The 16,969-nt window shown below is 66.7% G+C and carries 21 protein-coding genes; 1 reads left to right on the forward strand and 20 read right to left on the reverse strand.

The window, feature by feature from the left end:
• Positions 1–7 precede the first annotated feature (7 nt).
• Complete coding sequence (locus FIU88_RS05705; protein WP_152478505.1) at positions 8–1,798, forward strand: AAA family ATPase; 1,791 nt, start codon at positions 8–10, stop codon at positions 1,796–1,798.
• Positions 1,799–1,855: 57 nt separating this feature from the next.
• Here FIU88_RS05705 and FIU88_RS05710 read toward each other — a convergent pair whose 3' ends face one another.
• From FIU88_RS05710 to FIU88_RS05810, 20 genes are all read right to left on the reverse strand, one after another.
• Positions 1,856–2,380, reverse strand: a complete 525-nt coding sequence (locus FIU88_RS05710) for a hypothetical protein (RefSeq protein WP_152478506.1) — start codon at positions 2,378–2,380, stop codon at positions 1,856–1,858.
• Between the two features lies 1 nt (position 2,381).
• A complete protein-coding gene (locus FIU88_RS05715; RefSeq protein ID WP_172977666.1) occupies positions 2,382–2,900 on the reverse strand; it encodes an ImmA/IrrE family metallo-endopeptidase in 519 nt (172 codons plus the stop codon).
• 248 nt (positions 2,901–3,148) lie between these two features.
• The gene (locus FIU88_RS05720; RefSeq protein WP_152478508.1) at positions 3,149–4,162 is read right to left on the reverse strand and encodes a phage late control D family protein; all 1,014 of its coding nucleotides are present in this window, start codon (positions 4,160–4,162) and stop codon (positions 3,149–3,151) included.
• On the reverse strand, positions 4,159–4,608 hold the full coding sequence (locus FIU88_RS05725; RefSeq protein WP_152478509.1) for a phage tail protein: 450 nt from the start codon (positions 4,606–4,608) through the stop codon (positions 4,159–4,161). The genes FIU88_RS05720 and FIU88_RS05725 overlap by 4 nt, the downstream gene beginning before the upstream one ends.
• A 14-nt stretch (positions 4,609–4,622) precedes the next feature.
• The gene (locus FIU88_RS05730; RefSeq protein WP_152478510.1) at positions 4,623–7,349 is read right to left on the reverse strand and encodes a phage tail tape measure protein; all 2,727 of its coding nucleotides are present in this window, start codon (positions 7,347–7,349) and stop codon (positions 4,623–4,625) included.
• 10 nt (positions 7,350–7,359) lie between these two features.
• Positions 7,360–7,485, reverse strand: coding sequence for a GpE family phage tail protein (locus FIU88_RS05735; RefSeq protein WP_152478511.1), 126 nt, complete (start codon positions 7,483–7,485; stop codon positions 7,360–7,362).
• Positions 7,486–7,511: 26 nt separating this feature from the next.
• On the reverse strand, positions 7,512–7,835 hold the full coding sequence (locus FIU88_RS05740; RefSeq protein ID WP_152478512.1) for a phage tail assembly protein: 324 nt from the start codon (positions 7,833–7,835) through the stop codon (positions 7,512–7,514).
• A gap of 73 nt (positions 7,836–7,908) precedes the next feature.
• Positions 7,909–8,421, reverse strand: coding sequence for a phage major tail tube protein (locus tag FIU88_RS05745; protein WP_152478513.1), 513 nt, complete (start codon positions 8,419–8,421; stop codon positions 7,909–7,911).
• A gap of 13 nt (positions 8,422–8,434) precedes the next feature.
• Entirely contained in the window at positions 8,435–9,946 is a 1,512-nt protein-coding gene (locus FIU88_RS05750; RefSeq protein WP_172977667.1) for a phage tail sheath protein, read from the reverse strand.
• A 145-nt stretch (positions 9,947–10,091) separates the two neighbouring features.
• Positions 10,092–10,388, reverse strand: coding sequence for a DUF5658 family protein (locus FIU88_RS05760; protein ID WP_152478514.1), 297 nt, complete (start codon positions 10,386–10,388; stop codon positions 10,092–10,094).
• 19 nt (positions 10,389–10,407) lie between these two features.
• Positions 10,408–11,415 (reverse strand): hypothetical protein, encoded by a 1,008-nt coding sequence (locus FIU88_RS05765; protein WP_152478515.1) that lies wholly within the window; start codon positions 11,413–11,415, stop codon positions 10,408–10,410.
• A 12-nt stretch (positions 11,416–11,427) separates the two neighbouring features.
• Complete coding sequence (locus FIU88_RS05770) at positions 11,428–11,742, reverse strand: hypothetical protein (protein ID WP_152478516.1); 315 nt, start codon at positions 11,740–11,742, stop codon at positions 11,428–11,430.
• Positions 11,743–11,755: 13 nt separating this feature from the next.
• On the reverse strand, positions 11,756–12,634 hold the full coding sequence (locus FIU88_RS05775; protein ID WP_152478517.1) for a hypothetical protein: 879 nt from the start codon (positions 12,632–12,634) through the stop codon (positions 11,756–11,758).
• A 9-nt stretch (positions 12,635–12,643) separates the two neighbouring features.
• Entirely contained in the window at positions 12,644–13,084 is a 441-nt protein-coding gene (locus FIU88_RS05780; RefSeq protein WP_152478518.1) for a hypothetical protein, read from the reverse strand.
• A 7-nt stretch (positions 13,085–13,091) separates the two neighbouring features.
• The gene (locus FIU88_RS05785) at positions 13,092–14,081 is read right to left on the reverse strand and encodes a phage tail protein I (protein WP_152478519.1); all 990 of its coding nucleotides are present in this window, start codon (positions 14,079–14,081) and stop codon (positions 13,092–13,094) included.
• Positions 14,071–14,952, reverse strand: a complete 882-nt coding sequence (locus tag FIU88_RS05790; RefSeq protein ID WP_152478520.1) for a baseplate J/gp47 family protein — start codon at positions 14,950–14,952, stop codon at positions 14,071–14,073. The genes FIU88_RS05785 and FIU88_RS05790 overlap by 11 nt, the downstream gene beginning before the upstream one ends.
• Positions 14,949–15,287: a GPW/gp25 family protein gene (locus FIU88_RS05795; protein ID WP_152478521.1), complete on the reverse strand. Its 339-nt coding sequence runs from the start codon at positions 15,285–15,287 to the stop codon at positions 14,949–14,951. Before FIU88_RS05795 ends, FIU88_RS05790 begins: the two co-directional genes overlap by 4 nt.
• Entirely contained in the window at positions 15,284–15,865 is a 582-nt protein-coding gene (locus FIU88_RS05800; protein ID WP_216647301.1) for a phage baseplate assembly protein V, read from the reverse strand. Before FIU88_RS05800 ends, FIU88_RS05795 begins: the two co-directional genes overlap by 4 nt.
• A 75-nt stretch (positions 15,866–15,940) precedes the next feature.
• Positions 15,941–16,396, reverse strand: a complete 456-nt coding sequence (locus FIU88_RS05805; RefSeq protein ID WP_152478522.1) for a phage virion morphogenesis protein — start codon at positions 16,394–16,396, stop codon at positions 15,941–15,943.
• A complete protein-coding gene (locus FIU88_RS05810; RefSeq protein WP_152478523.1) occupies positions 16,396–16,878 on the reverse strand; it encodes a phage tail protein in 483 nt (160 codons plus the stop codon). The genes FIU88_RS05805 and FIU88_RS05810 overlap by 1 nt, the downstream gene beginning before the upstream one ends.
• Between the last annotated feature and the right edge of the window lie 91 nt (positions 16,879–16,969).

Genomic DNA, 16,969 nt, shown 5'->3' on the forward strand with positions numbered 1-16,969 from the left:
TGAAGGCATGAGTGAAGATGTTTTCTTGGAGGGGGTGGTTTTTTCTAACTATAAGGGAGTCGGGGATGAGTGTCAGTATCTTGATGGCTTTGGGAAGGTGAACTTTGTAATAGGTGAGAATAATTCCGGGAAGTCTTCTTTTCTTCATTTTGTTAGTCATCAAGCAGCTGGTTTGATAGAGCAGTATTGTGGTTTGGTTAGAGAACGTCAATTACCTCCAGTAGAATCTTTGGATGTGCACCTTGGAGCAACCAAGTTTCAAGTGGTAAGAGGGGTTGGGTTTTCGTCTCTTCCGGTTGCTGAGGTCGCTAAGGAAAGTCTTCTGGATAAGACAGGATTGTATAAAGGAGCTTACAATGGCTATTGCCAGATTATTGATTCTGTAATTAATTCTATTTCATATAAAGGCATGATCTGGCTTGTGTACGATCAACAGGCTAATGGTTTGGGGGAGGATAAGTTAAAGTTTCTCCATGAGCCAGACATAGATGATTTGGCTGAAGTGTCCCTGCCTCAGGTTTGGCAAGGTCTTTGGGGTGTTGTGACCAAGCGTGGGGGGGGCGGATTCAAGCAGCACCACATACCCGGGGTTATCGCATGGATAAAAGGCTGTATTGACGCTAGGAGTGTAAGAGTTCATTTTGTTCCCGCTATAAGAGAAATAACTTCTGAAGGGTACGAAGAATCATTGTGGAGCGGAAAGGGGCTTATTGAGAAGCTTGCCAAGCTACAGAACCCTAGTGTTGCAGAGCGTGAGGAAAAAAAGAAGTTTGATAATATAAATAAATTTCTTTCGTCCGTGACTAACTGTGAAGATGCAGAAATAGAGGTCCCGCACGAAAGAGATTGCGTTCTTGTTCACATGAATGGGCGAGTTTTGCCACTTAGCTCTTTGGGTACGGGGATTCATGAAGTTGTTATGATCGCGTCATTTTGCACTCTGGTTGAAGATTCTATAGTTTGCATTGAAGAGCCTGAGATTCATCTCCATCCAATTCTTCAGAAGCGATTGATTAATTTTATAAAGGAAGAGACATCAAATCAATATTTCATTGCCACCCATTCCCCAAGTTTGATTGATGATGAGGAGTCTACTGTTTTTAGGGCTTATCTCGATAACATGAACTCTACGAAATTTTTGAAAATATTCTCAGAGGGTGATAAGGCAAAAGCTGTTTTTGATCTCGGGTATCGTCCTTCCGATTTGATACAGTCAAATTTTATAGTTTGGGTGGAAGGGCCTTCTGATCGTGTTTATCTGAAAGAATGGATTCGTCTGGTCGATGAAAGCCTTGTTGAAGGTGTTCACTACTCGGTGATGTTCTATGGTGGCAGGCTGCTGAGCCATCTGACAGCCAGTGGTGAGCTGGAAGATGGAGACGATGGTGAAGGCTTGATAAGGCTTCTGAAGATCAACCGAAGAGTCTGTGTTTTGATCGATAGCGATAAGAAAAAATCTGGTGATTCACTGAATCCTACCAAGCTAAGGGTGATAGGTGAGCTAAAAGAGAGTGGTGGTCTGTCATGGGTGACAGGCGGGAAGGAAATTGAGAATTATGTTCCAAGGGAAGTGATGGGCTGGGCTCTTGAAAAGGTTTATAAAAAATTTAGTGTCCGGCATAGGGTTGGTCAGTATCAAAATGTTCTCCATTTTAGGGGTAAGGATGGAGAAGTTTACAAGAATGTAGACAAAGTGAAGGTGGCAAAAGCTGCTGTCGATATAGGATTAGACTTGGATGTTCTTGACCTGAGGTGCAGAGCTCAAGAGCTAGTATCAGCCATTCGTCAGGCTAATTAAGCTTGTTCCAGGTTCCCAGTGTCATTTCACCGAAGCGGACGCGAGCGAAAATAGTGGCTATTCGCCACTACCGCCACCCTTGACGGCCTTGATCGCGCCGGCGATTTCACGCACCAACCGCTCGAGTAATGCCCCATCTTGGTCATCGTCTTGAGGATTGACGTAGGTGGAGATGAAGCGCATGCAGGTGATCATCGTGATCAGCCCGAGGGCTGAGAAGAACAAGGCCGGCACCATGGGGACCATGAAAGGAATGACCGACGATAAGTCCGGTGTATTGCCGTTCTCCACCCAGGTCGCAACATGCTTCTTGTATGCGGTGATGAAGCCGTGGGCAAACCGGATGGCATAGGTGAAAAAGGCGGTGGCAAAGGCACCCATGAGCAGCACGGCGAGGATACTCATCCTTCTGCCGATGATATGACGACTCAGGATTTCGCCATCGAGCTTATCTTTGTCGCTCTGCTGGCCGCCGGATCCCCGGCGGCCATTCTTCTTGAAGTCATTTGGAGTGCTAGCGGGATCGCTCTTGTTGCTGCCGCTGCGCTCAAGGCGGAAAGAGCTATTTTCGTCGTCACTCACCCTACAGCAGCCCCAGGTTACTCAGGCGATATCGGATGGCGGTAGCAGAAACGCCGAAGTACCTGGCCAGCTTGCCGATATCGGCAATCTTGCTGGCTTGGTGGCGCACATACTCCGCAGGCATGATCAGCTCGGCGGCAAAGGCGTTGGCGTCGATTTCGCGCCAGTCGCCTCGATCGTTGAAGGTGGTATCGCGCAGGCGAGTGTGTTCCTTGCTGACGTGGTTCAGCAGCACGTGGCCCAGCTCGTGTGCCTGGGTGAAGCGCTGACGGACGGAGGCCTCGTCATGGTTATAGGCACAGCGGAAGCTCGGCTCGGGTTCTTCGATGAACTCGGCGTATCCGCTGAGGTCGCCCAGCGACTCGCCCACCATGCTGATGGACAGGCGCTGCTCTTCCTCGCCTTTACCTTTGACGATGTTGATGCCCTTGGCGACTGCGATCGGGTTGACGGGGAAATTGCCGTCCCAAGCCAGTTCGCGTGCCTTTTGGGCCATTTCGATCACGTTGTACGTTGCCATAGCCCCCTCCTTGATGACTGTTGAGCGCAAAGCCGCCGGGGGGTTACCCCGGCGGCTATGCGTATCCCGGTATAGCGCCGGGCTTTTCAACAATCTGTTGACTGCATATTTACAGGCGGCGTTATAAATTTCAAGCCTGCCTAAATCAAGAGGCAGCATGTGTCAACCTTTGTTATCCACAGCTTTTTGGCACCTGTGGTGGTTTTCCTGTGGGTGGTCACTATATGTGGTAGCAGAGCGTTCTCCCCCTATGTGCCGCCCCTTACCTCCATCTCCACCGAACTCGTCAGCGCGCGGTCGCTGAGGTCGTGGCTGATCTCGGTGATCAGCCAGGCGATGGCGTCGATCTCGCGCTTCCATCCGCTGAGCGTGACCGGGGTCTCGGGGTAGAGCTCGGGGCGGCCTTCGGCGAGGTCGAGCGTGAACGAGGCGCCGCCGCGTTGGAGGCGCTGCCATTCGCTCTGGGCGGCGGCCAGGGCGTCGTCCTGGGTGGCGTAGGTGGGGCGCAGGCGCTTGGGCTCGTCGTCGCTGCCGGCGACCACTTCGCGGGGCTCGGCGGCGCCTTCGTCGTGCCATTGGGCGATGACGCCGGTGTAGGCGTCGCGGTCGGTGACGCTGTAGCGGTGGCGGTCGCCGACCTGGCGGGTCAGGCGGATGGCGGGAATCTCGGTGCCGCCGGCGGTGAGGCCGGCGCCCTCTGGGATGAACAGCAGCCGGCCGGCCTTCACGGTGGCGATGGCGTCGAAACGCTCGGCCAGGCGGGTGAGGAAGTGCAGGTCCGATTCCTCGGTCTGGTCGATGTGCTCGAGGTAGATGCCCTGGAGGTGCTGGCCGGTCCTGGGCTCCAGGTCGTGGCGGCCGGCGATGGTGCTGATGATCTCGCCGACGGTGATGGCGTCCCAGCTCTGGGTGCGCTTGCCGGGCAGGCCCTGGCGCATGTCCGCCGACCTCGCCCGAATCGTCAGCACGTCCGGTGCGCCCGAGTGCTCGACCTCGTCGACGATGTAGGTGCCGCGGTCCAACAGCGGCTGGCCCCGCCAGCCCAGGGCGAGTTGCAGCTCGGCGCCGCGGGGCGGCAGGGCCAGGCGGCCGTCGTGGTCCTCCAGGGTGAGGTCGAGCTGGTCGGCCTCGAGGCCGCGTCGATCGGTGAGGCGCAGGCGCTGCAGCCGGGCGCCAACCTGGGGGCTGATGCGCTGGCCCATGAGGGTGAGGCGGTAGTCCGGCGTGCGGGCGGCGCGGCCCGGTTCGCTGAACAGGCTCATGCCAGGGCCCCGGCGAGCCCGGTGGCCAGGGCGCGCATGGCGGCGGTGCTGGCGAGCTGGGCGCTGTCGTCCTCGTCGATGCGCTTGAGGCGCAGGTCGAATTCGATCTGCTGGGCGGCGCCGTCACGAAAAAACTCGCTCTTGCGCTCATTGAGCGAGCCGATGACGTAGAGGCCGTAGTAGGTGCCGGCGCCCTCGATCAGCGGCCAGGCGGCGCCCTGGTCGGCCATCTGGCGCAGCTGGTCGAGGCTCTGCTGGCCGCCGGTGAACTGGGGCAGCAGGGTGCCGGTGAGGGTGATGGTTTCCTCGCCGGGGCCGAGGAACTGGCGCGCCGGGCGGCGGCCGATGCGGCCCTGGCTCTGGTGCCGCCAGTCGGTTTGGCGTTGCAGCTCCTGATAGGCGGCGGTGGAGAGGCTGAACACGAACATGCCGAGCGTCATCATCATGGGCGGGGCTCCTGTCAGTCGATGTCGTAGAAGGATGAGCGCCGGCGGGCGGCGGCCTCGCGGCTGGCGTCGGCCAGAGCCTGGCGGACCTGAGCCTCTACTAGCCGGGCGAGGGCCTGTTCGTCCATGCCCGGGGCGGCGTGCACGTGGATGTCGCCGGTGGTGATGTGGACGTCACCCCCGCCGCCGGCGGCTTGGAGCGGCGGGCGGTGGTCGATGGGAACGTCGGCCACGGCGGGCAGGCTGGCGGCGCCGATGGCCAGGCCGGCACCGGCCTGGCGCACGCGCCGGGCGATCTCGCCCACGCGGCGGGCGGGCTCGTCGCGCTGGGCGTCCAGCCCTTGATTCAGGCCGTCGACGGTATGGCCGCCGAGCTGAGCAAACACGCGGGAAGGCGAGTTGATGTCGAGCTTGTCGGCGAACCAGTCGCGCACGTTGCCGGCGATACCGGTGATCCGGTCGCGCAGCTCGCCGAGCTTGCCGGTGAGGCCGTCGATCATGCCGTCGATCATCGCCGTGCCCAGGGAGCCGAACTTCTCGGGGATCTCCACGCCCAGGGCGTCGAGCCCGGTAGTGACGCTACTCCAGATCAGCCCCAGCGGTGACCAGTCCAGCAGCAGGCGGGCGACCTCGCCGATGCCACCGGCGAAGGCGTCCTTGATAGTTTGCCAGAGTGTGCCGAGCTTACCGATGAGGCCGCCGATCATGCGGGTGATGCCGCCGATCAGGCCGTCGATCATCGCCGAGCCGAGGGAGCCGAATGTCTCGGGGATCTCGACGCCCAGGGCGTCGAGGCCGGCGGTGACGCCACGCCAGATCAGGCCGATGGGCGACCAGTCCAGCAGCAGCCGGGCGACCTCGCCGATGCCGCCGCTGAACGCATCCTTGATGTCCTGCCATCGCTCCCTGAACCACGCGCTGATGCCGTCCCAGTTGCGGTAGATGAGCGTGGCCCCGGCGGCCAGCGCGGCCACCGCGGCGACGATGCCCATGATGGTGAGGCTCACCGGGTTGAGCGACAGCAGGGTGAGCGCGTAGCGCACCAGGGCGATGGGGCCGAGCACCGATCCGAGCACGGCGATGAAGCTGCCGCCCACGGCGACCAGCGTGGCCAGCCCGGCGGCGGCGGTGGCCAGGGTGCCGGTGAGGCGCGGGTTCTCCTTCATCCAGTTGCCGACGCCGCGGGTGATGGTGGTGATGTTCTGGATCAGCTCGCGCAGCGGCCCCTCGTTGGTGTCGGTGATGGTGATACCGACCTCTTCCCAGGCGCTGTTCAGGCCCTGGAGGTCGCCCTTGATGTTGTCGGCCATCACCGATGCCACCCGGGCGTTCTCGCCGGCGGCGTTCTCCAGGATGCTGGTGAACGCCTCGACGCCGGCCGAGCCCTGCTGGTTGATCATCTCGGCCATGCCGGCGGCGGGCTCCTCGCCGAAGATCGCCTTCAAGTACTCCATGCGTTCGGCGTTGCCCAGGTCCTCGGTGGCCTGGGCCACGTCGGCGAGGATCTGCGGCACGTTGCGCATGTTGCCCTCGGCATCCTTGATGTTGAGGCCGAGCTCCTCGATGGCCCCGGCGGCGGCGCCGGTGGGGGCGGAGAGTCGCAGCATCATGGCGCGCAGGGTGGTGCCGGCCTGGCTGCCCTGGATGCCGACGTTGCCCAGCAGGCCGGCCATGGCGGCGGACTCTTCCAGCGATAGCCCCATCTCGCGGGCCACGGGGGCGACGTACTTCATCGACTCGCCGAGCATCTCCAGGTTGACGTTGGCCCGGGTGGTGGTGGCGGTGATGACGTCGCCGAGGCGCTCCATCTCGCTGGGATCGAGCCCGAACCCGGAGAGCAGGTTCGAGGCGATGTCCGACGTGCGGCCGAGGCCGGTGTCGTTGGCCTTGGCCAGGTCGAGCATCGAGGGCATGGCCGCGCGGATGGCGTCGGGGTCGAAGCCGGCCATGGCGAGGAAGCCCTGGGCGTCGGCGGCCTGGGTGGCGCTGAACGAGGTGCTCGAGCCCAGCTCTCGGGCCTGATCGCGCAGCGCCTGCAGGCGCGGGTCGTCTTCCTGCAGGCGGGTGAGGGCCTGCACGCGGGACATGGCGGCGCCGTAGTCGACGCCCGGGGCGAGCATGCGCGCGCCGCCGTAGAGCGCGGCGCCGCCGGTGGCCATGCCGGCGGCACCTGCGCCGGCCATGCGCCCGGCGCGGCCGATGTCGCGCTGGTAGCGCCTGGCGGCGTCGGCGGCCTGGCGCTGCCGCTGGGCGGTCTGGCGTAGCTGCCGCTGCTGGGCCTCGAGCTGACCGTTGGCCTCGCGGATGCGCCGGGTCAGCTCGCGCTGCTGGTCGGCGTGGCTGCCGGTGACGCCCTCGACGCGGGTCATGTTGCGGCGCAGGTACTGGAGCTGCCGCTGCTCCTGTTCGTACTGCTCCTTGAGGCGCTGGGCCTGGCGCACGGCCTTGGCGCGCTGGCGGCCGAGGGCTTTGGTGTCGCCCTCGGCGTTCTGCATCTGGCGGGAGAGCTCGCGGATCTCCTGCTGCTGCTCCTCGAGGGCGCGGCTGCTGCTTTCGCTCTGGCGCTTGAGGTCGCGGAAGCCGCGGAGGTCGCGCTGGGCGCGCTCCAGGGTCTTGAGCTGGTCGCGGCTGGCCTTGAGGGCCTCGGCGGTGCGGCCGCTGCCCTGGGTGATCTGCTTGAGGGGCCGAGTGACCCGGTCCACGGCGTCGAGGACGACTTGCAGCTTGAGGTCGCGGGCCATCGGCGTTCCTTCACTTTCTGGGTTTCGGGGGCTCGGCGCGGCGGCGGGCTCGCTCGCGCCAGTCCATCAGCTCGTCGAGTTCCATCGGGTCCATCTCGGTCGGGCCCCAGTGGAACACCATGGCGAGATCCGCCATGGCGTCGTCGACGTGCTCGGGCAGGGTTACTCGTTGGCTGCCTTCGCCGCCTTGGGCAGCAAAAAACCGCTCACCACGCCGCCGCACTGGACCAGGTCGGCCGGGTCCATGTCGCGCACCTCGGCCTCGGTGAGGGCGGGCTCGGTGATGCGCGGTAGCACCTTGGTCAGGGCGGTGACGTCCATCTGCAGCACGTCGGTGAGCGCCACGCCGCGCAGGGCGCCGGACTTGGGCTTGCGGATCTGCAGCTCGGTGACGGTCTGGCTGCCGCGCTTGAAGGGCGAGTCCAGCTCGACGGTCTCGGTGACGACCTGCGGCAGCTCGGCGGGGGCAGTGGTCTTGTCGGTCATGGGGTGTGGCTCCGATGGGGATCATGGGCCGCCCCGCTGGGGCGGCGATGCTGTGGGTGGTGAGGGCCTGGGATCAGAGGCCCAGGGCGGCGCGGCGGTCGGCGAGGCGGTCTTCGCCGCGGACCATGAAGACGTTGCCGGGGATGTCGCGCTCGATGACGACTTCGCCGTCGATGGTCAGCTTGTAGTAGCTGATGGTGGTGGTGATCTCGCCGGGGGAGTTGTCGCCCTTCTGGGCCTCGCCGCCGCCGATGGTCTTGTGGCGGCCGCGCACGACGATCTCGACGGGCACGACGGTGCCGTCCTCGTCGCTCTCGTAGCTGCCGGTAAAACGCAGCTGGGCGGCGTCGTGGATCGGCGAGCCGTAGGTGTCGTAGACGCCGTCGACCAGCAGGCCGCCGGGCGTCCAGGTCATTTCCATGAGCTGGTTGCCCATGTCGACCTCGATGGGGCCGTCCATGCCGCCGCCTTCGTACTCGACCATGCGGCGGGCGAGCTCGGGCAGGGTGATGGTCTGGATCATGCCCTGCCAGCTGTTGCCGTCGCCGAACAGGTTGAAGTCCTTGAGGATCTTGGGGAGTGCCATCGTTCAGATCTCCTTATGCGGCGGCGACGCGGTCGGCGAAGTCGACCAGGTAGCGGTCGGTGATGCGCTGCTGGAGCATCAGGTTCTCCAGCGGCGGCACCGGCGTGTAGTCGTAGTCGATGTAGAGCTTGCCGGCCTTGAGCACCTCGGGGGTGTTGATCTCGGCGTCGAACCAGGCCCCGCCGTCGATCAGGTAGCCCAGGCGCTTCCACTCGCGGAACTTGGCGTTGATGCCCTCGACGATGTCCTTCACCAGGCTCGGGTGCATCGGCTTGTCGACGGCCCACAGGTGGGCCTCGGCGATGGTGTCGGCGATGACCTGGGCGGTGCGGGTGTAGTTCTCGAACGCGAACAGCGGGTCCGCGCTGCAGGTGCGCGAGCCCCAGAAGCGGAAGCCGCTGCGCTGGATCAGCGTGGTGACCTCGTGGCTGTTGAGGTAGCCGGCGTCGGTGTTGGGGTCCTGGAGGTCCCAGAACACGTCCTGCGAGATGCCCGTCACGCCGTTAACCGGCACGTTGGAGAGCGTCTTGTGCCAGCCGACGTCGTTGTCGATCTTGGCGCGCAGGCCCATGGCCCGGGCCACGGCCGAGTGCGTGCGGGTGCTGGAGGTGGCGGTGTCCCAGCCGGTCCAGTCGGGCCAGACCACCATGACCTCGCGGGCGCCGAAGTTCTCGCGGTACATGGCCGCTTCTTCCATGGTGGTGCTGTCGCCGGCGGAGGCGTAGACGAACGCCCGCAGCTTCTGGCCCACGCCGATCAGCTCGCTGGTGACGTCGGCGTCGTCGAGCTCCGGCACGCCGAGAATGCGCGGTTTCACGCCCAGGCGGCCCTCGGCTGCGAGCAGAGACTGCACGCCGGTACGCTTGCCGCTGGCATTCACGCCACCGATGACGTTGGTCTTGGTCGCTTCGGCGTCGCTGCCTTCGGCCACGCGCACCACCACGATCATGGTCTTGGCCTGGTCGGCGATGGCGTCCAGCGAGCGGGCGAGGGTGCCGGTGTCGCCGGCGTCGCCCTGGGCGCCGAGCGGATCGGTGACCAGCACCGGGGTATTCAGCGGGAAGGGCTCGTCCTCGCCGCCGGTGAGGTTGGCGAAGCCGGAGGCCGCGACCACGCCGGCCCCGGCGCCTTCCTCGGCGGCGGTGACCAGGGCGGAGGCGTCGGCCTCGCCGTTGATGGCCGTGGCTACCTCGGCGGCGGTGCTGATGATCGCGCCCTCGGTATCGGTGGCCAGGCTGACGGTGATGTCTTTGCCGCTGACGGTGACAGCCAAGGCGGCGGAGGCGGCGCCCGGGTCGACGTAGCGCACGCGGATGGCGTTGCCGGTGGTGCCGGCGGTGGCCGCGGTGTAGGTGACGCCGCTCTCGGCGGCGGCGGAATCGACGAGCAGCGAGGCGGCGACGGCCGCGGCGGCGTCGGGGGCGGTGGCCACCAGGCCGATCACCGCCGTGGCGACGGTGCGGATCGGCCGGGTGCCTTCGTTGATCTCCACGACGCGCACGCCGTGGTGGTAGTCCTGGGCCATGTGGGGCTCCTGCGCAGGTGAGCATGACGGTCGGGGTCATGCTTGCGCGGGAGCGGGAGAGGGGCGAGCGGTGGGGATTGTGGGGTGGTGATGGCACAAAAACGCCCGCCATTCGGCGGGCGTTGTGCTTCTGGGCTGGGCGCAACTACCCGCCCCTGAGCTGCCGCCAGTTGTTTAGCGGCGGTATGACGCTGACCAGGGCGGCGGGGGCGAGGACGATCAGCCGCTCGAGGCCGTCGAAGGCGGTGGCGGCGCCGATGGCCGCGGCGGCGAGCAGCAGCTTGAGGATCACCCAGCCCCATTCGCCGAGGTGGGCCATGGCCCAGCGGATGACGGGGTTCAGCTCCCGGCCGCCGGCGGCGAGGACGCGGCGGGTGGTGATGACGTCGGCGAGCTGGGCGAGCAGCAGCACGGCGATGAGCAGGATGGCGAGGGCGTGCATGGCGTCTCCTGGGCCGGCGTCAGAGGGCGAAAGCGGGGCGGAAGCCGAGGTTGCCGTACGCGTCCGACCGGGCGTTGTAGAGGTTCAGGGCGCCCAGGCCGGCACTGGAGCCGTCGTTCCAGCGGCCACCGCGAAGCGGGATGCGCTCGCCCTCGGTGTTCACGTAGAAGCGGCCCTGCATCGACACATCAGCCGGGCTGACCAGAAGGCGCTGCAGCAGCTGCGATTCGGTATAGCCGGCCTCCTTGGTCAGGTTGTCCCACTGCGACTCATAGATGCTCGCGTCTTCGACGGTGCCGGCGCTGTTCTTCAGCGTAGGCGTGCCGCTCTCGTTGCTGAAATGGTGGCCCAGTGCCGTCCAGCTGCCCTCGTCGAGGTCCCAGCTGTTGTCCTCGATCAGGTGGATCTGGCCGTCGATGATCTTGAGGCCGTGCTGCCACTCCCAGACGTTACCCACTAGGTCGGCGATGCCGCCCATGGAATTGTCGTGCCTCCAGCTGGCCGGGCCGGACCCGGTGAGGATGCGCGCCGAGCCGCTGTTGTCGCCGGCGGTGCCGCCGTCCTGGCGACGCCCCATCTCATGGTTGGCGTCGTGGGCGCGGCCGCAGTCGGTGTTGCCGCGGGGAGTGAAGCCGTTGGCCTCGCACCACAGCGCCACCGCGGCCCACTCGTGCATGGTCATCATGTGCCAGCCGGCGCCCTTGGCGGTGCAGGCGCCCTTGGCGGCGTCGTAGTCGACGTAGGTCTTGGCGTCACGGCCGGGCAGGCTGACGGCGCGGCCGTCGTGGACCTGGGCCTGGTACTGGCCGATGAAGATCTCGGGCAGCTCGGTGTTGCCCTTGAGGAAGGCGGTGGCCACGCCGGTACCGAAGGTGGCGTCGAGCCCCAGGTCCTCATAGCGGAACTTGGGGATGACGTGCATCAGCGAGGGGAAGCCCTTGTCGTCATAGAGCACGGTGGTGGCGCCGCCGGTGGCGGCTTCGACCTGGGCGCGCATGCTGTCGGGCGAGGCGATGATGATGGACATGGAGGCGGCTCCTTAAACGGTGGGCCAGATGGTGACGGCGACGTGGTGCGGGTCGAGGGCGGCCGGCTCGCGGCTGCCGGTGGCCTCCTCGCCCTCGGCGGGGTCGGGCTCGGTTTCGACGTAGCGGCGCGGCGGAATGCGCACGCTGGCCAACTGGTAGCCGCTGCCGCCCTCCTGGGCGACGCCGTCGACCAGGCGGATGTCGATGATCTCCTGCTGGTCGGTCTGGCGGGCGGCGGCGTCGATGGCCACGCCGGCGACGGTGACCAGCGCGGCGCTGACGCTGAAGTCGGGATGCGGGCCGGCGCCCAGGGTGATCACTTGCATGGCGATGCTCTCCTTACTGATCCATGAGGTGCGCCACGTAGCGCACTCGCACGTTGTCGGCGGTGCCCGTCAGATAGGCGCGGAAGGTATTGCTGGCCCGGTCGGCGGCGTCGGCGGTCAGGCGCGGCGGCTGGCCGCCGGCCCAGCTGATGGGGTCCAGGCTCAGGTGGTAATCGGCACCGCCCATGACGTTGGCGAAGTCCTGCTGCTGGTAGACCGGGCTCGACTGCACCCAGGGCCAGTCCGGCTCGTTGCGGGCGGTGGCGGTCACGGTGACGTTGTCGAGATAGGGGTCGTTGGTGCCGTTATTGCCGGCAGGAATCGACAGGCTGGCGAGCACCAGGCCGTCGGTCGGTGCCGCCTCGTCCAGGCCGGTGACGGCGAGCGTCAGCGCCCCGGCGGCCTCGACCAGGTAGGCGTAGGCGGTGCCGGTCTCGCTGCCGGAGTTGCTGGGCACGGCGGCGGCGTTGTCCTCGCTGGCCACGCCCCATTCGCGGCCGCCCATGAAGATGGCGCCGGCGCTGATGCCCAGGTTGCGGTTGGCGGTCTGCGACTTGCTGAGGTCGCAGCCGCGGATCACCCCGCGGTTGTAGAGCACGAACTCGCCCTCCTGGTGGCGCACGCTCTTCTGGCGCTCGAGCTCCTGCTCGAGCAGGCCGGCGAAGGACAGCGCCTGCTCGACGGCAATCCACAGCGCGTTCTGGCCCTCGACGCCGACGGCATCCACCGAGGTCTGGAGCTCGGCGAGCCGCGCCTTGAGGTAGGCGGTGCGGTTGGCCAGCTGCTTGTTGGGCAGGTTGTCGATGCCGTCGGGGCCGCCCTGGACGGGGTCGGTGGTCTCGAACTGGTAGACCCCGGCTTCCCAGGTGTCCGATTCGGGGAGAGTCGCCATGTGGCCTCCTTAGAAGATGATGGTCCAGGTGCCCTGGAAGCTGATGTCGTCGTTCTTCTCGATGGCCCCGCGTACCTTGCGGCTGAACAGCGAGCCATCGGCGGCGATCAGGCCGAACTCACGGATGGTCAGGCCGTTGGCCTCGGTGGTGGCCAGGGCGAAGTCGAAGCGCACCTGGCCGGCGGCGGGGTAGCTGTGCCCGGTGAGGTCGCGCACGTAAGCGCCGGTCAGCGCAGTGTCGTCGGGGCTGGCCGGACTGGCGTTGCCGCCGAAGCCGATCCGAGTCACGGCTTCGCCGCTGCCGTCGCCGGCGATCAGCCGGGCGAGCATGTCGCGGGCGCCGTCGACGATCAGGTTCTCGTCGCGCCAGTCGTCGATCAGCTCGCCACCGCGGTAGACGCGCAGCTCGAGGATGCCGGTCATGTCGTGGGGGGAATCGTGTAGCTGCATGGGCTCCTCACAGAGTGGTGTGCACGGGGGCGCTGCCGAGCCGCTGGGCGCTGGCGTTGCGGTGAATGCGGCCGTTGCGCCGGCGGCGCACGACGATGGTCAGGTCGGCGCCGTCGAGCATCGCCGGGGGCGCGGCGCCGTAGCGCAGGGCGCCGTCTCGCCGGGCCAGGCCGGCGCGGCCGGGATCGCTGGCGGCGTGGGCCTCGCTGAGCGCGGTGGTGACGTTGAGGGTCTCGACGTCCCAGACGTTGTCGCGGGTCTCGCCGGTGATCTGCCACTCGGCATAGGGCGAGACGCCGGTGCGCTGGATCTCGCCGCCCCGGAACCAGCGCGCATCGCGGCGCAGCGGCTCGGGATCGAGGCGGATGGCGTTGTTGCGCAGCAGGCTGCCATCGCGCCGGCGGCCGGCCGGGCGCACCTCGGACACCGTGGGCTTCACGGTGGTGTGCTGGGCCTCGGCGAGATCGAAGTCGTCGGCGACGGTGGTGCGATAGGCGACCTCGCGCAGCTCGGAACGCACCGGCTTGGCGGCGTCGACCAGGCGCAGCAGGCGACCCAGCTCGGCGCCGCCGACGCCCTTGTCCTCGCCGATGTCGGCGATCAGCCGGAACATCGCCCAGCGGTTGCCGCCGCCATAGGTCTCGGTGCCGTCGCGCAGCTGGGCGCCGTCGTGACGCAGCACCGGCAGCCCCTCCTCGACGGTGGCGTCGGCATATCCGGCGGCGCGCAGGGCCTCGCGCACCGCCCAGACACTGCCCCGCCGGCGCGCGATGGCCATGGCGCTGGCGATGGACTGGCGTCGCACGTCCTCGGGCCAGTCGTCGGCCCACTCGCCGACCCCCACCGCCCAGGCCAGCCAGGGCAGCAGGTGGGCCGGGCAATCCCACGGATCCCAGAGGGTGTGCACGGCCGGCGCGCTGAGGCGGTCGGTGGCGCTCTCGACGGCGCGCTCCAGCGGCGAGCTGTTGGGCGGCAGCAGCGAGCGGCTATTCGACATGGTCCACCTCGATCAGCGTGCAGTAGCCGGCCTGGTGCTGGCCGCGCTCGATGTCGGCGGTGGGGGACTGCAGTGCGACGTGCTCGACGCTCTCGACCCACAGCGCGGCGAGCACCGCATCGCGGACGATGGGCAGGCCCAGGCGATGGCGATCGGCGGCATAGGCCTCGGCGGCGTCGCGGGCGGCCTGGGCGACCACGCTCTTGGCAGGCCCCTCGCGGATGGTCAGGGTGGCGCGGATCTCGTATTCGGCGACGTCGGCGGACTGCACCTCGACCTGGTCGTTGAGCGGGCGCACGGTCTCGTCGGAGAGGGCGGCATCCACGGTATCCAGCAGGTCGCCGGCGGCGGTGCCGTTGCCCTCGCGGGACAGCACTGTGACGGTGACCACGCCGGCCTTGGCGCTGGTCACGGCGGCGTCAAGGACGTCACCGGAGGCCGAGAGGGCGTGATAGATGTAGGCGTCCCGGGCGCCGGCGGTGCTGTAGCCGTCGAAGGCGAGCAGCAGGCGGCGACGGTAGGCGGCGTCGCTCTCGCGCTCGCCGCCGGACAGCGTGAGGCGCTCGGTCTGGTAGTAGGTGACGCCGATGTGATCGAGCTCGGCACCCTCGGCGTAGGCCAGCATCAGCCGCGCGGCGCGGTCGTTGAAGGCCTGGCGCTCGATCATGATGCGGTACGCCGACTGCTCGAGCAGCTTGGTCAGCGGCTCGCTCTCCAGCTGAAGTGTGGCCTCGACGTCGTCGCGCTGGGCCTCGGGCATGGCAGCGACCAGGGCGGCGCGCATCTCCTCGAGCAGCGACTCGAAGGACTGCGATTCGGTGAAGGTGGGCTGAGGCAGCCGCGACAGGTCGATCAGGGTGGTGCGGGTCATGTGATCGGCGCCTCCACGCGGATGGCCTGGCCGTCAGTGGTCTGGCCCTGGATCTCGATCGTGGCGCGGCCGGGCTGGGCGGTGCTGACGCTGCGGTGCACGGCGGTGACGCGCAGGCGCGGCTCCCAGCGCAGCAGCGCCATCACGGTGGCGGCGTAGACCTGGAGCATCAGGGCGTCGGACAGCGGCCGGTCGATCAGCTCGGGCAGCAGGCTGCCGTAATCGCGGCGCATGACGCGGGTGCCGATCGGGGTGGTGAGGATGTCGCGCACGCTCTGCTGGATATGTTCGAGGCGCTCCAGGGCGCGGCCGCTGGTGGCATTCATGCCGGTCATCGCGGCACCTCCGTATCCTGCTGGCCGTTGCCGTCGCTGTCCTTGCCCTGCGGGTGCCGGTGGGTGTCGCCCACGTCGGTGTCGTTGTGGGTCAGCGAGCCACCGTCCTGTGCGTAGCTACCGGCGCGAGCCATGTCGCCCTGGTGGTCGATGTCTCCCTTCCAGGACGTGCCACCCGGTGCTTCGACCTCGATGCGGCCGGGCAGCTTGATGCGCAGCACGCTGGCCTCGTGGTCGTACTCGAACAGGCCGCCGTCCGGGAACAGGCGGCGGCAGAGTTCGGGCAGATCCGCCGGGGCGGGATGGGCGTCGGAGAACAGCCCGACCAGCACCACGGCGCCGGCGGGATCGCCGCCGGGAGAGAACAGCACCGCCTGCTCGCCGACGGTGGGCGGATTCCAGTCGCGGGTGGTGCCGGCGCGGCACTCGATCCACGGCCGCCAGGCGGTCAGCAGCTCGCCGGATTTCACCCGAACGCGCGCGGCGTCGTGGTCCACCGCGGCGATGGTGCCGAGGCGGATCAGGTTATGGATCAGGCGCAGCAGCTCGGCGGCGCTTTGCAGGGGATGCTGTTTCATGCCGCGATGGTTGCGCGGCGAGGGCCGGGGCTCTAGCGGTGGGGATTGTGAGAGGGCGGGGGCACAAAAACGGCGTCAGTCGGGGGTGAGGTGGTGAAGCACCGAGTCCTGGATCAGCTGGCGATCGGCGTCGCTGAGGCCGAGCAGGCGGCGCTCGGCGTAGCTGACCCGCGGGCCGTCGCGATCGACCTTGGCGCGCAGGCCCTTCTGGTGCACTCGGGCGATGTGGGCGACGCGGCCGACGAAGCCGACCTCGGCGCCGTCGCTGGTGCTGCGGGCCTTGAGGTACTTGGCGGTGCGGATCTTGGTGAACATGGCGCGCCGGCGGATGGCGCCCTGCTGGGCGCGGTGCTGCGGCTTGCGCGGCGTGTAGGGCGTGCCGTCGGGGTTCTGCTGGGCCTTGATGCGTTCGCGCTGGGAACGGCGCAGGTCCTGGGCGACCTTGCGGGTGAGGGTGCGGCGGGCCTTGCGGTCGAGCTGGGCCAGCATGGGCGTGACCCAGTCCTCGAGGGCCTGGAGGTCGTCGTCCATCAGGGAGCGTCCCACTCGCTTTCGAGTTCGTGCTCGTTCTCGCCGGGGCCCTTGGCGTAGAGCTGCCAGCGCGTGGCCGGGCAGGTCTCGATGGGGTAGGCGGGCTGGCGATGCTCGCTGGTGATGGTGCCGGCGTCGCAGTCGACCAGGGCGACCACGCGCTCGCTGAGCCGCACGGTGATGGCCAGGTCATACGCCTGGTTGCTGAGCAGCTCGGCCTCGAAGCGCACGCCGTCGTCGGGATCGAGGTCCGGCTCGTAGCGCGACAGCCACTGCAGCAGCGGGATCATCAGGGTGTCGACGTCGCCGGCATAGTCGGTGACCACCAGCTGGGCCTCGAAACGATACTCGTGGCTGAGGTGCTGGCCGCGCTGAAAGCGAATGCTGCCGTCCTGGACGAAGGTCAGCAGCCGCTCGGGGCCGCGCTTCAGTTCCGGCACCGCGTCGAGCAGGTGGGCGCGGAGGCTGGCGAGCTTGTTCATGGGCGTTCTTCCAGGGCCTGGATCAGGCCGTTGTGCCGCGTTGCGCAGCGGTGATACTGGCCGGCCCAGTCGTCCATGGTCAGCACGACGT

Source organism: Halomonas sp. THAF12, from assembly GCF_009363675.1.
Lineage (GTDB): Bacteria > Pseudomonadota > Gammaproteobacteria > Pseudomonadales > Halomonadaceae > Halomonas > Halomonas smyrnensis.

Bases quoted from the DNA above. Each gene is read 5' to 3' on its own strand.
- FIU88_RS05705 (WP_152478505.1), top strand. From the start codon at position 8: ATGAGTGAAGATGTTTTCTTGGAGGGGGTGGTTTTTTCTAACTATAAG.
- FIU88_RS05715 (WP_172977666.1), bottom strand. From the start codon at position 2,900: ATGGCAACGTACAACGTGATCGAAATGGCCCAAAAGGCACGCGAACTG.
- FIU88_RS05720 (WP_152478508.1), bottom strand. From the start codon at position 4,162: ATGAGCCTGTTCAGCGAACCGGGCCGCGCCGCCCGCACGCCGGACTAC.
- FIU88_RS05725 (WP_152478509.1), bottom strand. From the start codon at position 4,608: ATGATGATGACGCTCGGCATGTTCGTGTTCAGCCTCTCCACCGCCGCC.
- FIU88_RS05730 (WP_152478510.1), bottom strand. From the start codon at position 7,349: ATGGCCCGCGACCTCAAGCTGCAAGTCGTCCTCGACGCCGTGGACCGG.
- FIU88_RS05735 (WP_152478511.1), bottom strand. From the start codon at position 7,485: ATGGCGGATCTCGCCATGGTGTTCCACTGGGGCCCGACCGAGATGGAC.
- FIU88_RS05740 (WP_152478512.1), bottom strand. From the start codon at position 7,835: ATGACCGACAAGACCACTGCCCCCGCCGAGCTGCCGCAGGTCGTCACC.
- FIU88_RS05745 (WP_152478513.1), bottom strand. From the start codon at position 8,421: ATGGCACTCCCCAAGATCCTCAAGGACTTCAACCTGTTCGGCGACGGC.
- FIU88_RS05750 (WP_172977667.1), bottom strand. From the start codon at position 9,946: ATGGCCCAGGACTACCACCACGGCGTGCGCGTCGTGGAGATCAACGAA.
- FIU88_RS05760 (WP_152478514.1), bottom strand. From the start codon at position 10,388: ATGCACGCCCTCGCCATCCTGCTCATCGCCGTGCTGCTGCTCGCCCAG.
- FIU88_RS05765 (WP_152478515.1), bottom strand. From the start codon at position 11,415: ATGTCCATCATCATCGCCTCGCCCGACAGCATGCGCGCCCAGGTCGAA.
- FIU88_RS05770 (WP_152478516.1), bottom strand. From the start codon at position 11,742: ATGCAAGTGATCACCCTGGGCGCCGGCCCGCATCCCGACTTCAGCGTC.
- FIU88_RS05775 (WP_152478517.1), bottom strand. From the start codon at position 12,634: ATGGCGACTCTCCCCGAATCGGACACCTGGGAAGCCGGGGTCTACCAG.
- FIU88_RS05780 (WP_152478518.1), bottom strand. From the start codon at position 13,084: ATGCAGCTACACGATTCCCCCCACGACATGACCGGCATCCTCGAGCTG.
- FIU88_RS05785 (WP_152478519.1), bottom strand. From the start codon at position 14,081: ATGTCGAATAGCCGCTCGCTGCTGCCGCCCAACAGCTCGCCGCTGGAG.
- FIU88_RS05790 (WP_152478520.1), bottom strand. From the start codon at position 14,952: ATGACCCGCACCACCCTGATCGACCTGTCGCGGCTGCCTCAGCCCACC.
- FIU88_RS05795 (WP_152478521.1), bottom strand. From the start codon at position 15,287: ATGACCGGCATGAATGCCACCAGCGGCCGCGCCCTGGAGCGCCTCGAA.
- FIU88_RS05800 (WP_216647301.1), bottom strand. From the start codon at position 15,865: ATGAAACAGCATCCCCTGCAAAGCGCCGCCGAGCTGCTGCGCCTGATC.
- FIU88_RS05805 (WP_152478522.1), bottom strand. From the start codon at position 16,396: ATGGACGACGACCTCCAGGCCCTCGAGGACTGGGTCACGCCCATGCTG.
- FIU88_RS05810 (WP_152478523.1), bottom strand. From the start codon at position 16,878: ATGAACAAGCTCGCCAGCCTCCGCGCCCACCTGCTCGACGCGGTGCCG.